The 13,556-nt window shown below is 39.1% G+C and carries 16 protein-coding genes; 6 read left to right on the top strand and 10 right to left on the bottom strand.

Features of this window, described 5'->3' with window-relative positions; translation table 11 throughout:
- Positions 1-33: 33 nt before the first annotated feature.
- Positions 34-906, bottom strand: a complete 873-nt coding sequence (locus REI64_RS14405) for an NAD(P)H-binding protein (protein WP_308850838.1) — start codon at positions 904-906, stop codon at positions 34-36.
- A 385-nt stretch (positions 907-1,291) separates the two neighbouring features.
- Here REI64_RS14405 and REI64_RS14400 point away from each other — a divergent pair, with 385 nt between their 5' ends.
- Positions 1,292-2,320 carry a quinone-dependent dihydroorotate dehydrogenase gene (locus REI64_RS14400; RefSeq protein WP_308850837.1) on the top strand — a complete coding sequence of 343 codons (1,029 nt, stop codon included), beginning with the start codon at positions 1,292-1,294 and terminating at the stop codon, positions 2,318-2,320.
- Here the strand turns inward: REI64_RS14400 and REI64_RS14395 are convergent.
- Positions 2,317-2,754 (bottom strand): SRPBCC domain-containing protein, encoded by a 438-nt coding sequence (locus REI64_RS14395; protein ID WP_308850836.1) that lies wholly within the window; start codon positions 2,752-2,754, stop codon positions 2,317-2,319. The genes REI64_RS14400 and REI64_RS14395 overlap by 4 nt on opposite strands.
- Before the next feature lie 252 nt (positions 2,755-3,006).
- Here REI64_RS14395 and REI64_RS14390 point away from each other — a divergent pair, with 252 nt between their 5' ends.
- Positions 3,007-3,327: a hypothetical protein gene (locus REI64_RS14390; protein WP_308850835.1), complete on the top strand. Its 321-nt coding sequence runs from the start codon at positions 3,007-3,009 to the stop codon at positions 3,325-3,327.
- An 89-nt stretch (positions 3,328-3,416) separates the two neighbouring features.
- Here REI64_RS14390 and REI64_RS14385 read toward each other — a convergent pair whose 3' ends face one another.
- Positions 3,417-3,971, bottom strand: a complete 555-nt coding sequence (locus REI64_RS14385; protein ID WP_308850834.1) for a hypothetical protein — start codon at positions 3,969-3,971, stop codon at positions 3,417-3,419.
- A gap of 279 nt (positions 3,972-4,250) precedes the next feature.
- Between REI64_RS14385 and REI64_RS14380 the strand changes: the two genes are divergently transcribed.
- Entirely contained in the window at positions 4,251-5,732 is a 1,482-nt protein-coding gene (locus REI64_RS14380; RefSeq protein ID WP_308850833.1) for a hypothetical protein, read from the top strand.
- Between the two features lie 70 nt (positions 5,733-5,802).
- Here the strand turns inward: REI64_RS14380 and REI64_RS14375 are convergent, their stop codons facing one another.
- Positions 5,803-6,477, bottom strand: a complete 675-nt coding sequence (locus tag REI64_RS14375; RefSeq protein ID WP_308850832.1) for a DUF4397 domain-containing protein — start codon at positions 6,475-6,477, stop codon at positions 5,803-5,805.
- 575 nt (positions 6,478-7,052) lie between these two features.
- Here REI64_RS14375 and REI64_RS14370 point away from each other — a divergent pair.
- Complete coding sequence (locus tag REI64_RS14370; RefSeq protein WP_308850831.1) at positions 7,053-8,438, top strand: exonuclease domain-containing protein; 1,386 nt, start codon at positions 7,053-7,055, stop codon at positions 8,436-8,438.
- 480 nt (positions 8,439-8,918) lie between these two features.
- On the opposite strand, the gene REI64_RS14365 is transcribed toward REI64_RS14370, so the two are convergent.
- The 6 genes from REI64_RS14365 to REI64_RS14340 form a co-directional block, all read right to left on the bottom strand.
- The gene (locus tag REI64_RS14365) at positions 8,919-9,128 is read right to left on the bottom strand and encodes a hypothetical protein (protein ID WP_308850830.1); all 210 of its coding nucleotides are present in this window, start codon (positions 9,126-9,128) and stop codon (positions 8,919-8,921) included.
- Between the two features lie 32 nt (positions 9,129-9,160).
- Positions 9,161-9,346, bottom strand: a complete 186-nt coding sequence (locus tag REI64_RS14360) for a YtxH domain-containing protein (protein ID WP_308850829.1) — start codon at positions 9,344-9,346, stop codon at positions 9,161-9,163.
- A gap of 237 nt (positions 9,347-9,583) precedes the next feature.
- On the bottom strand, positions 9,584-9,925 hold the full coding sequence (locus tag REI64_RS14355; protein ID WP_308850828.1) for a hypothetical protein: 342 nt from the start codon (positions 9,923-9,925) through the stop codon (positions 9,584-9,586).
- A 101-nt stretch (positions 9,926-10,026) separates the two neighbouring features.
- On the bottom strand, positions 10,027-10,884 hold the full coding sequence (locus REI64_RS14350) for an AraC family transcriptional regulator (RefSeq protein WP_308850827.1): 858 nt from the start codon (positions 10,882-10,884) through the stop codon (positions 10,027-10,029).
- Positions 10,871-11,875: an SDR family NAD(P)-dependent oxidoreductase gene (locus REI64_RS14345; RefSeq protein WP_308850826.1), complete on the bottom strand. Its 1,005-nt coding sequence runs from the start codon at positions 11,873-11,875 to the stop codon at positions 10,871-10,873. Before REI64_RS14345 ends, REI64_RS14350 begins: the two co-directional genes overlap by 14 nt.
- 230 nt (positions 11,876-12,105) lie before the next feature.
- Positions 12,106-12,294 (bottom strand): hypothetical protein, encoded by a 189-nt coding sequence (locus tag REI64_RS14340; protein WP_308850825.1) that lies wholly within the window; start codon positions 12,292-12,294, stop codon positions 12,106-12,108.
- A 403-nt stretch (positions 12,295-12,697) separates the two neighbouring features.
- Between REI64_RS14340 and rpsL the strand changes: the two genes are divergently transcribed.
- Both rpsL and rpsG read left to right on the top strand, forming a co-directional pair.
- Complete coding sequence (rpsL, locus tag REI64_RS14335) at positions 12,698-13,111, top strand: 30S ribosomal protein S12 (protein WP_010599925.1); 414 nt, start codon at positions 12,698-12,700, stop codon at positions 13,109-13,111.
- Positions 13,112-13,128: 17 nt separating this feature from the next.
- Positions 13,129-13,556 (top strand): 30S ribosomal protein S7 (rpsG, locus tag REI64_RS14330; protein ID WP_308850824.1); only part of this gene is annotated, 428 nt, incomplete at its 3' end.

The raw sequence follows: 13,556 nt of genomic DNA, 5'->3' as shown, positions 1-13,556 counted from the left end.
CACGTCAGCCCGCCTGACGCAAAACCAGTCTTATCAGGCATTTTTTTTAATATATTCAATAAATTTTACCTGCGGTTTTCCTAAGTCTTGCCACGTTTTTTCAGCTTCAAATTTTTCGGGATAGTTGTTCAATGCTTCAATAATGTTTGCACCATAGTTGAACTTGTTCGTAAACTTCCCAAAGAATTTTAACAGTCCAACGGGTGCTTTCATAATCTTAACTTTTTTCTTTGTGTAATTGTCAACGTAAAACTTAGCGGCTTCGTCTGCGGTGTAACCATCTTGTCCTTGCACAACATAGTCGTAGTTTCCGTTGTCAAGTTGAAACGCTTTTATAACTTGTTTGCCGTAGTCACTACCCGAAATTAGAAACATTTTATGCTTGGAAGTTCCTGCGAGTGCAATGTTGTTACCTTGTCGGTATGCACCTTTGTCAAAACTTTCCATAAAAGTTGATGGATAGAAAATGGAGTAATTAAGTCCGCTGTTTTTGATTTTTGTAACTGCTTTTTGTTTGATGTCAAACGCCCACCAATCAAAACCGTTTTGTCCCTGATACAAGTGAACCAAAGAAGATAAGTAACCTACTCTTTTTACACTTGAATTTTTGGCGGCTTCAAGAATGTTGTCAAGTCCGTCCCTTTCTGGTTGAAAGTCTGTTTTGCCACTTTTTTGTTCAATAGACAAGTTTAAGTAAAGTCCGTCTTGTCCATCCAAAGATTGTTTTAGTTTGTTCGTGTCTTTCAGGTCGCCTTCCACAAGTCGGACGGTTGAGCCGAATATTTGTTTTGCTTTGTTAGTGTCCCGCACCAACAAGGTAACGTCAAAACCTGCGTTAATAAATTCCTTTGTAACAGGTTGTCCCAACATTCCTGTCGCACCGATTATTGCTATTTTCTTCATCATTTTCCTGTCGTTTTGAAGTGTCGCTTAAAATGGCCGCTAACTTATTTATAACCCTCATAAAATAGCGCAAATACAACCTAGCAATGTTGGCTTTACGCTATATCAGTATCTGCTAAAATTAAATATTTTTCTCAAAAATTTAAATGAAAGATGGCATTAGATAAGTTTTACCATTTGTACTTGCTTCGTAAAATAAACCTTGGCGAAGCGGTTTCCCGATGTTAACCATCTGTTTTTAGTTCCTTATGTTTTGCTTGCTTGTTGTACAGGCCTCCATCGGGATTAGCGAAAGCAAAGGACTGCTTTTGCCACCGTGCTTTGCTGGTGCTTTTCTAAAAATAAATTAAGGAAATGTTAAGATTTGCTTTTTTGCTATCTTCGCATCATGTATCGTTTGGTAAAACCTGTATTCTTTAAATTCGACCCTGAAAATGTACACCATTTTGTGGTAAAACGCCTTAAATGGTTTAATGACGTGTTTCCTTTTGGCAAATCGGTGCTGCGGGGAAGTTACGATGTAAGCTTTAAAGGTTTAGAACGTGAGGTTTTTGGACTGAAGTTTAAAAATCCGGTGGGTTTGGCCGCAGGTTTTGATAAAAATGGAGAGTACGTAGAGGCACTGAGCAATTTGGGCTTCGGGTTTATTGAGGTAGGTACGGTGACACCTTTGCCACAGCCTGGCAACGATAAACCTCGTATGTTTCGCCTGCCAGAAGATGCGGCGCTGATTAACCGCATGGGTTTCAACAACAAAGGGGTAGATACCATGGCCGAGCGTTTGCGTTTGCTGAAAGACAGACATCCGGAGATTATTGTGGGTGGCAACATTGGCAAAAACAAAAATACGCCCAACGAAGAAGCGGTGTACGATTACATCAAGTGCTTCGACCGACTGTTCGATGTAGTAGATTATTTTGTGGTAAACGTAAGTTCGCCAAATACCCCGGGTTTGCGTGCTTTGCAAGAAAAGGCGCCTTTAATGGAGCTGCTAAATACTTTGCAAAAACGTAATTGTAAGAACAGCATTTCACGACCAATTCTGCTTAAAATTGCTCCAGATTTAACCGACGAACAATTAGATGACATCATCGAAATTGTAAAGGAAACTGCAATTGCAGGTGTTATTGCAACCAACACAACCATCAGCCGCGAAGGTTTGTATGCGCCAGAAAACCTAAAAGGCGAAATGGGCGGCTTAAGTGGGAAGCCGTTAACCAATCGTTCTACAGAGGTAATTCGCTATTTGTCTGAAAAATCTGGTAAGGCTTTTCCAATTATTGGCGTAGGTGGTATTCATTCGGCTAAAGATGCAGAAGAAAAATTAGCAGCCGGAGCTTCGCTAGTACAGTTGTATACTGGGTTTATTTACGAAGGTCCGGGCTTAATTAAACGTATCTGCAAAGCGCTAGCTTAATCGCTTTCACCTTCTAAATGATTTCTCAAGCTGGTATGAAGAATGAAATTCCAGCCTTCGGTAAAGCTTTCTTTCGAGAAATCGGTTCCACCTTCGGCTAAGGTTTGTATATCCGAATGCACTAGCCTAACAATGGTTTTGTCACCTTTGTCCATCAATTGCCAGCATACTAAAGTGTTGCCAGGATAATTGTCATAACGCCATGAGTATGCTAGTTTTTCATTTTCGGCAACTTCTGTAATTTCACATAAGTGCAGGTATTTTGGTCCATCGTCTGGTCCACCCATAAAATCGAACTTAAAGCCAACTTTAGGCTCAAATTTTTCGATGTCGAAATACCATTTTTTCATTTCGTTAGTATCGGTTAAGGCAGTCCAAACCTCGGCTACGGGAGCATTAAAAGTTCTCTCTACTAAGATATTTTCTTTTTTCATCTGTCTTAAATTTATTTTATTCCCTGATGAAGCTATTGGGTTCTCATTACTTAAATTGCTTCAAAAACCACAACACTTTCATTGAAATTGGTTTAGTTTCGGCTATTGTTCTTTGTATATGCTAACAAATGAGGATTTGTTTTGATTGTATTATTTTTAAGTGACTGATTTTCATAGCTGATTAAAATAATTCAAGTCTTATTTGGAATTATTCTAAATAATTAGCTATTTGCAACATCAGCTCTAATTGATATGTGCAAGAAAACCATGATCGCAAATTCTGGCGATATACAGATTACGCAGTGCAATAATTGTAAAATGATTAATGTTTGGAAACCTGGCTTATTACTTAGTTTCTCGTTTGCTCAGTTTTACGAGTTTACCAAGGTGGCTAAGCAACTCAATTTTGATAAGTTTTTTGAATATAGTCCAGATGGTAATAGGGTAGTGATTTTATCTACACCTTTCCCTGATATTTGCTTGAAGTTTACAAGGGCAGAGCTGCACGATTTTGTGCATGCCATAGATGAGGCAATGTATATGCACCGGGTGTATGAACTGGTACATCATTGAGTTATAATATTTGGTTGTTTCTAAACAGATAAAGGGGCTTTGCGGCCCCTTCATTATTCATGTTCTTTGTGTGCAAATACTTAATGCTGTTATTTACCTTTACTGATTACGCTTGCAACCGCTTCGCTGTCTAATTCATTATCGCCATAGTTAAATATCGCTAAACTGTGCTGCATCTCAAACTCTAACACGTTACAGTTAGGGCTGTTTGGCTCAATGGCGTACATTACAAACAAGCCACCACCAGAATTTGGACAGGTAATACATCTGATTACTGTAGTACAGGTTTGGTTGGCTAGCGCTTGCCACTCTGCCATGTGGGCTGCGGCATAGGCCGATATTTCCGACCAACATCCTTTGCTAGGATCAACAGGTTTTACATCATCAAGTACGGGAACAAATACGTTGTTTTTGCTAGATACTTTTTTGATGATAACAGGTTCTCCCTTTTTACTCAATGCGGCTTTTAACTCTGCTTTGTTGCCCACTAAGATGGCATTTTCTATTGCTCCTCTTTCTGCGGCAATTTTAATGGCTACAGAAAAACGCTCTTCCTTTTGTGGTTCTTCGCCATCCTTTTTACAAGCGAAAAAAGTTACCAATGCTAATGCTAAAATTCCGATGATTTGAATACGATTTTTCATGATTTTTAGGTTTTATTAAGTGACGATAACAGCTTTACAATTTGCACTAGTAATTTCCATCACGTCACTTAAGGTTAATATTCATTGTTGTTTCAATGAGATATCAAGTACATCTAAAAGTTGTTACCCCTGTTTCCGAAAATATTTGAAATTAATTTCGATATAATCAAGTATCTCTAATGAGAATGATTAGATTGTAATTGTTTTTTAGCTTTGATTAGCAACTATTTATGTGAAATATTTAGTAATTTTGTCACTTGTTTTTTACGCTTCCTCCGTATGTTTTTAAGAATTTTTAAGCCGATCCTACCTATATTCTTTATTTTCTCTACTGCTTCTGCTCAGGTAACTAAGCAGCGTGTAGATAGTTTAAATGCTCGTGCAAAAGAGGTAACAGATTTTGATTCAAGTATTGCACTGGCAGATAAAGCGATTGAACATGCGAAAAGCATCAACTATACCAAAGGGTTAACAGCTGCGGTATTAACCAAAGGCGTGCATCTGTTTAACAGAAACCAATTTGAAGAGGCACTTCAGTTTTTGAACAATTGGGAGAAAGTGATTTTAGAATCTGGAGAGGTTGCTAAAATGTCGCATTTATATGCACTTAGAGGAAATTGCTACAGCAGATTGCTTTTTTTCGACAAAAGCAGGGAGTGCTTAAACCAAGCGTTAATTTATGCAGAACAAATTACTGAGAGACAAGCTAAAAATAATAATCTCGCTAGAATTTACTCCATTTTTGGTAATAATATAACCGGCAATACTGCTATTCCGTTAAACGTAGATTCATTGCTGTATTATCGTAAAAAGTCTTTCATGTATGGCAACAAGGTAAGTGGAAAAGGTAATCCAAAAGCTTTTGCATTAATCCAAGCCGTAGGTATTGGTAGGGCCTACTTCATGAAAAAGAACTACGATTCTGCTAAACACTATTTCAATCTTTCACTGGCACTATCTAAAGAGCATAACCTAGAAAAGTATGCCGTAGAAATTTATATGGGCTATGGCGATATCAATATAGATAAAAAAGAATTAGATAAAGCTGTAACTAACTACAAAAAGGCATTGAGTTTAGCCCTTCGTACTAAAAACGTAGGCAATATTAAGGCATGTAATAAAAAGTTGGCCTCGCTTTACGAAGAAATTGGTAACCTAGAAAAGTCGCAAGAACATTTAAAGCAATTTAGTAAACTTACCGACAGCCTTATCCCCGTAGATAGTCGTGCGGTTAAAACTGCTTCAGAAATGATTGTGAAAGACAAAGAGGTAGTTTTTAAGGGAAAGAAAGCTAATTATACATTGGTCATTGCAATCTGTACGCTAGCGGCGGCGGGTCTGACCTATTTTTGGTTAAGGTTTCGTAAACGACACAGAAGAGTAGACCAATTGCTAACAGAAAAACGACAACATCTTAATGAAAAGTTAGTCTATCTTAAAACAAAGACATTGAATGATAAGATAGATGATGATGTTTTAAAAGACATCATCAATTTAGCAGTTGACAATGATCCCGCATTTTTGATCAAGTTTCAAGAGTATCACCCAGTGTTTACACAAAGGCTAATGGAGCGTGCACCCAATTTAGTAACTACCGATTTACTGATCTGCGCCCAATTACGTTTAGGCTTTTATACGAAGGAAATAGCCAGATATACCAGAACTTCTGTTCGTTCGGTAGAGGGAAAAAAGTATCGGATTAGAAAGAAATTGGATATACCAGCTTCTGATGATATTAATGTATGGATGATGCAGGTTTAACAGTATTGGATTAAAATCGGCTGTCCCCTTTTTTATAACGAAGCACTTATTTCGGAGACAGCCAATATTGTTAATTATGTACCACAATGTGGTATTTAGCTTTGGTAGTGGTAGAACTATCAAACCAAATGGTATAAATTTTACCGGCTTGCAACTCAGATCCTGCAATGGTAGTTACTTCCAAAGAACCCGTCATCATTACATTCATACTGGTGTTGGCATCAATAGTTTGATAAGCAGAAGCGGCTTTAAACGCCAAGGCAGAGATTAAGTTTGTTCCTGCACTGGTAGTAACGTTGATAGTGCTGCTCAACATCGGGATAACGTTAATGAAGCGTACTTTCGCTTTGCCACTAGCCGAGGTATTATCGTTTGCGTACAAACTAATTCCCATGCTTCCGTTTGCCTGTTTTACCAAAAAAGCTGTATGTGAACTGTTTACATCGGTGTTAACCTCTGCTACTGCAGTTACCGTTGCCGAATTAGCATCTTTGAAAGATATGGTCTTATCACCAGCAGAGGTAGAAATTTCGTTGGAACTGCTGCCATAAGCTACTGCTGATGTTGATACTTTAGAGTCGTTAATAAAGATGTCTTGAGCTGCCGAACCTTCTACAGTGTTAACGAATGATAATTTTGCATTCATCATATTATCATTATCATCTTTTGAACACGAAGAAACGGAGAAAATCACTGCGGCTGCTACAGCCATACGAGTGATTAAATGGTTAGTTTTTATTTTCATGACATTCTTAGTTTATGAAACACCCTTTGCCAAAAAGATGCCGATACGTACTTATTTACATGCCTTTTTTGCATTTGATAGCTGAAAAAGGAGTAAAACACGTATTTATACGGTACGTGTTGCTGGTTTAATCTTGTAACAGAAATGTATAGAAAAGAAGGCGGTTAGTTTTAGGATGTCTAATCAACTCTTCTGTTATTTGTAAGAATCTGTTTAAAAATAATATCAATATTTATAGATTGAGTTTTCCGATAAAATCCTAACACAAGTCTGGTCATCTAGCGTCATTCCCGTGAAAACGGGAATCTTAAAGCGGCTAATGGACCAGCTAATTGCATTACGATTCCCGCCTACGCGGGAATGACGACCTTTTCAATGGAAGTACAAAAGATGTGTCCACACGATAGGATAAAATCGGAACAAGTTCAAGGACACCAAACTCTAGCAGTAGGCTATAGCGGGTTTCCCGCCCGCGTAAGTATTTTCGCTTGTGGAAACTTAAATAGCTAAATTTTTATTGATAAAAAGCTAAACCATTACTTGTTTTTGCTAATAAAATTAGTAATATTTGCGTTATGGCAAGAGTGGTTAAATCTAAATCTCTAAATTCTGTAGCAACTAAATATGCGGTAGTGGATATAGAAACTACTGGGGGGAGTGTGTCTAATAGTAGAATTACTGAGATAGCGATTTTATTGCACGATGGTAAAAAAGTAACTAGACGTTGGAGCAAGTTAGTTAACCCCGAAATGCCTATTCCCCTGCATATAACAGCGTTAACGGGTATAGATGAAACCATGGTGGCAAGCGCACCAACTTTCGCCGAGTTGGCAGATGAAGTTTACCATTTACTAGCTGATTGTGTTTTTGTGGCGCACAATGTGAACTTCGACTACTCTTTTTTAAGAGGTCAGCTGGCCGCTTGCGGATTGACGTGGAACGCAATTAAGCTTTGTACCGTTCGCTTGTCGCGGAAATTGATACCAGGGTTGCCATCTTATAGTTTGGGCAAACTCTGTAGTGCAGTGAAAATTGACTTAAAAGATAGGCACCGTGCCATGGGCGATGCCGAAGCTACCGCGATCTTATTTAGCATGTTGTTGGCTAACGACGAGCAGGAGCTAATTAAGGGGATGATTACGAAGGCCTCTCCAGAGCAACGTTTGCCACCTAACGTGCCCGAGGCCGATTTCAAGGCTTTGCCAGAAAGTGCAGGTGTTTATTATTTCCACAACCGTGGAGGCAAGGTAATTTATGTGGGCAAGGCCATTAACCTTAAAAAAAGGGTAGCCTCGCATTTTAGTGGAAATATTGGGAGTGCCAGAAGGCAACATTTTCTACGTGATATTTATGCTATTTCTTTCGAGCGATGCGGTTCAGAGCTGATGGCGCTTCTTTTAGAATGTGCAGAAATTCAAAGGCTGTGGCCTATATACAATAGTGCCCTTAAACGTTTCGAGGCTAAATACGGTTTGTACCACTACGTAGCTATGAGTGGTTACAGTTATTTGGCGGTTGGTCCTTTACCTAAGCAGCAGCAAGCTGTAAAAACCTTTGATAGGGAAGTGGATGGTTTGAATTATCTGGCAGAAATGTCGGAGAAGTTTCAAATAGACCAACGCTTTTGCCGCTATGGTAAAGCTTCTGTGCTGCGATCTGAGCAAGCTTTGCCATCTGTGAACGAACATAACGAAGCGGTAGAGCAACTATTAGCATATATTGCCACTGCTATGCCAAGTTTTATGATTTTGCAACAGGGCAGGGCGGTTGAGGAGCAAGGTTGTATTTATGTAGAAAAGGGCAGTTTTTGCCGTATGGGTTACTTGGATGCCCAGCAATCGCTTAACGAAGTTGATATTAAAGAAAGCTTGCAAGGCTACAAAGGCAATCATTATATGTTGCAATTGGTGATGGGCTATGCGCAAAGGTATCCCGCTAGGGTGAAGTGGTTAAGTAGTTAATGTGGATTTTTGTGGTATTTGCAATGACCGGCTCTTCATCCGTCATCTTTCCGATTGTATTGGAACAGACTGGCCTTGTGGAGAGATCTTTTTAAATTTTGTAAACCCCTAGTGCGCCAGCCCAATCAAAAAAATACAATTATTGAAAAAGCCCACAGACATCCGTCTCTGGGCTTTAAACCAAACAAACTATTTCTTTGAAGAATACCTAAATAACCGACAAGGAATAAAAAGGTTTTAAAAAAAATAAAATAATTTTCTAGAAACTGTTTCTTAAAAACTGCTTGTAAATGACATTGCTATTTTATAGGTTGAGTTTTCAAATAATAATCGGAATAAGTTCGAGGACACCAAACTCTATCGGTAATCTATAGGCGGGTGGGCACACCCGCCTAAGCATTTTGCTTCTAGAAATTTAAACAGTTTCTTAAATTGCAATTCTAGTAGCAACTCCAAAGAAATTTAAACAGTTTCTTAGACCTAATTATCATCTTGTTCTTCTTCGTCTTCCTCATCGAAAGCTTGGGCCAATTGCGTGCCTTCACCATCGGCAAATTCCTTTTCCTGCCGTGTATAACTGCTATCATCATCTGCGGAAGCATCAGTTGACTTATCTTTTGGTCTGCCTACCTGAAACTGCTCCAAATTTGGTGCTTCGTCTTCTTCTGGCCCTATATGGTGAGTGTTCATGATGTTCCCTTTCTTAAAATTGTTAGCTTTAACTACAGTGCTTGCGGTACTTTGCCTTCTTGTAAGTCTTCTTTAATAGCTTTAGCTGTGTCTATCCATTCTGGAGCTTTTTCTTTTATCTCATCAATCTTTGTTCTGCCAAATACATCTGGTTTGGTCAAGTATTCAAAGGCCTTGTAAATTGCGATGCCTATTAAGGCGTTTTTTATAAATCCCATATCTTTTTTAATTAGTATGTGAGATATAACACTTGTAAGCCCAAACCGTTTGCGGTATTAGTACGTGATTTGTAAAAGTATTTGCCAGTTTGCAGTTTTCAGATCACTATTTTAAGTGGCGTAATTTACTAGTTAACCTCCGGTAGCTTAGAGATAAGCAATAACCAATAATCAATTACCAATAACTAATAGCCAATAACCAGTTAAATAATTAAACGGCTAACCAATGAATTAAAGCTATTTGAACTTGATTACTTCTACTTTTATCGTAAAATCGTCGGTAGCGTTTCGGTTTACCTGCCTGTTGATTTCTGAAAAAACTACACCGTCGCCGCCAATTTGTTTTGCTTTCTCAATAACCTGCTTTCTGGTGTTCGCCTGGCTTGATTCGGAATGTCCGGTACGTGCGTTCATGTGGCCAATTACCTCAAATGGTCTCTCAATATCTTTGGTGGCGTAATAGGCTTTTACCGTTTCTGTAGGTGTGTACTTAGTGCCAAAATATGTGGGCGAATAAAGTGAACATGCGGCTAAGCATAGTCCAATGCCCAAGGCAATGAATGTCTTAATCGGTTTCATAACGTGGTACTTTTGTGTGTTTTTCCAAGATAGGAAACAATTACCGAATATCAAATTTGAATGGGGAATACTATGAACTAGTTTTTGTATCAATTTTGTTGTTAGCTATTTGCGGTAGATTTTGAGGCCATAGTTAAATCTTTAGGTGTGTAGCCATACTTTTTCTTGAAAGCGTGGGAGAAATGCGAGAGATTTTCGAAACCTGTTTCTAGGTAAACTTCTATCGGCTTACGATTTTTCTGGGAGAGCTGATAGTGTGCCAGCTCTAGGCGTTTTTGCGTTAGCCAACGTTGTGGGGTAAGTTGGTATAGCTGAAAAAAGTCTCTTTTAAAAGTGGTTAAGCTGCGACCGCTGAGATATCCGAATTTCTGCAAAGGCATGTTAAACATAAAGTTCTTTTCCATAAAAGCGGCCAAATCTATTTTATGTGGATCTTCGAAGTTGCCCAATACGCCATCAATATCTTTATCAATTGCATGGAGAATGGCTATAGCTTCTGTTATTTTCAGTGCAGCCAAGTTCTCTGGGAAAGTTTCCTTCAATTCGAAATATGGGTTTAGGGAAGCAAGGCAGCTTTCTAAAAGCGGGTGGTGGTTAAATGTACGAATCTTATGCGAGAGTGATGTATTTGTCTTTACTTTATTGTTGTAAAAAATACGTAGTTGATCTGCCGAGAGATGCATGGCCACTGCTTTGTGCGGCCATCCATCTTTTGGATAGTTGATAATGGTTGCTAACTGATGCCTTGGAATTAGGAAAGTGCTTCCCGGTCCAAATACAAAACTTTCATCGGCCTGCACAATTTTTGTTTCGCCAGAAAGTAGCCATACCAGCAAATGCTCGTCAAAGGCGGCCTCGGTTTTAAAAAGTTTTCCGCTGTAGCAAGAAATCTTGATCTTGGGATGTATGTAGTTTACCTGATAATCCATGTCGTAATCTTCTAATTTACGAAACTCCATCTAAGTTAAAGCTTATGCCAGTCATTTCTTCGCTTAGCTGCCACAATCTATTGGCATGTTCTGGGTGTAGCGAGTAGGGTTTAATTCCACCAATAGCGGCTATATCGGCATTCAAATCTGCCACTTCTACATTTTCGCAATAAACACCTCCCATATCTGCTAAGGCAGTGCTGGTAGCGCACCATATCGTAGTTGCCGCCCCTTGCGGAATGGTTTTTAGTGAAGCTGCCACTTCGGGTAAGATATTTCCGTGGGCATCTGTATATCCCAATTGCTGAAATAGGTCTAATGGTGCTTCTCTTGCCAGTTCTGTGCCACCTACAGCGCCTGGACATAGGGCATAACTACGCACCTGATGAACTTTGGCTCGGTCATCGAATGCTAGACTGAAAAGATTTACAGCTGTTTTAGATTGCCCATAGCCAAGCAAAGTATCGTAAGGCCTATGTATAAAGTTGGGGTCGTTAAAATCAAAATCTGAAAATTGGTGCCCGCCAGAAGACACATTTACTACTCTTGCGCCATTTGCATTCTTTAACGCAGGCCATAGGCTTGCCGTAAGCTGAAACATTGCTAAATAGTTGGTGGCTAATTGCGATTCGAAACCCCGATGATCTCTGCGCAAAGGTACCCACATGATACCGGCGTTGTTGATTAATAGATGTAGAGGTCTGTTTGTAACTAAAAATGCCTTTGCAAAGCTATTGATCTGCGACGGATCCATGAGATCTAGTGATGTAATTTCTACTCTGGCTATTCCTTCTAAGTTCTTTTTGGCTTTTTCCACATCTCTCGCCGCTACGATAACCGTAGCGCCCGCCTGTGCCAATGCTTTGGTGGTTTCTAGGCCAATGCCTGTGTGCCCGCCAGTAATAATGGCTGTTTTTCCGCTTAGGTCTATGCCCTTAATCACTTCTGTTGATGTAGAAGTTGCATTAAATCCTGAACCGATAGGTTTTTGTAATGCACCGTAATGATTGTTTTGTTCCATTTTCTTTATTTTTTAATGATTGATGGAACAAAGGTAGCCTGCTTAGTGAGGTGAAGGTTTGTTTAAACGTCCGAAGGTACTTTGTTTAAACGTCCGAAGGTACTTTGTTTAAACGTCGTTTCGGCCGTATAAGACCGATAAGTTCATTTAATAATCTAATTAATTAGCCCCGGGTTAAAACCACGGGGCTAGGCATAGTGTCTCTCAATAATTTTAGTGAACTGCTTTTTCTATATGCAGGTGCTTTGCACGAGTTCTATGTGGATGCCTGTGTACTCTGAAAATTCGGCAATGGTTACGTATTGGTCTTTTCGTTTGTTCATGGCATCTTTAATGGTCTGCAATAGTTTTTGGGCATGCCTTAAGCTTTTGTCCGTAAGGATACTCACATCTTTGGGATAAATACATACTCTTTTCATGGTTAATGTTTTTTAGTATGCCCCAACAGGTGGTGCTGGAAAGTGTAGTTATTGCTAATTTTTATGCTTGCATAGTATGGTGCTCTCTTGGTACTCTATCCCTACTTGAACCCTAGCTTTGACCTACACTAAGCCTATCTGGATTGGAGCGGCTCCCGATTAGGAACAAAAAGCGGGACTATCGAAACCAATGAAATACTGCACTTGCTTTTCTAATAAATAAACGACTTGTTTTAACTCGAAAGCAATTTTATGTTAAACTATTTTTAACTCTGAAAATAATTATCGTAACCTCTTGATAGTTAAAAGAAATTGTTCTACTTTTGCAGTCCCTTAATGTAGGCTAGTTATAAACTGCTAACAACAAGGAAATTAAATAAATAATAGAAACAAAAAGCAAGAAATGCCAACCATTCAACAATTAGTTAGAAAAGGTAGAGTAGCACTGGAGTTTAAGAGTAAATCTCCAGCGTTGGACAGCTGTCCACAGCGAAGAGGCGTATGTACACGTGTATATACTACTACCCCTAAGAAACCAAACTCTGCAATGCGTAAAGTTGCCCGTGTACGTTTAACCAATGGTAAAGAGGTGAATGCCTACATTCCAGGAGAAGGTCACAACTTACAAGAGCACTCAATCGTTTTGATCCGTGGTGGTCGTGTTAAAGATTTACCAGGTGTACGTTACCACATCATCCGTGGTGCATTAGATACATCAGGTGTAGCTGGTCGTAACCAACGTCGTAGTAAATATGGAACTAAGCGTCCTAAACCAGGACAAGCAGCTGCAGCTCCAGCAAAAGGTAAAAAGAAATAATTAGGAGGAAATAAGAAATGAGAAAGTCGAAACCAAAGAAAAGAATTATTCTTCCTGATCCTAAATTTAACGATGTTCAGGTTACAAGATTTGTAAACAACATGATGTTTGATGGTAAAAAATCAATCGCGTATTCAATTTTTTATGATGCTGTTGAATTGGCAGAGAAAAAAGCTGGCGAGAATGGTTTAGAAATCTTCAAACGTGCATTAGCTAACATCAGCCCTGCTGTAGAGGTTAAATCTCGTCGTGTGGGTGGTGCAAACTTCCAAGTGCCTACAGAAGTACGTCCAGAGCGTAAAATTGCTTTAGGTATGAAATGGTTAATTAACTACTCGCGTAAGCGTGGTGAAAAAACCATGAAAGAAAAATTAGCTGGCGAAATGGTAGCAGCAGCTAAAGGTGAAGGTGCAGCAGTTAAGAAAAAAGAGGATACGCACAAAAT

The organism is Pedobacter sp., from assembly GCF_031119335.1.
Classification (GTDB): domain Bacteria; phylum Bacteroidota; class Bacteroidia; order Sphingobacteriales; family Sphingobacteriaceae; genus Pedobacter.
The sequence above is the reverse complement of the archived record's forward strand: the minus strand, read 5'-3'. Positions and strand labels throughout refer to the sequence as shown.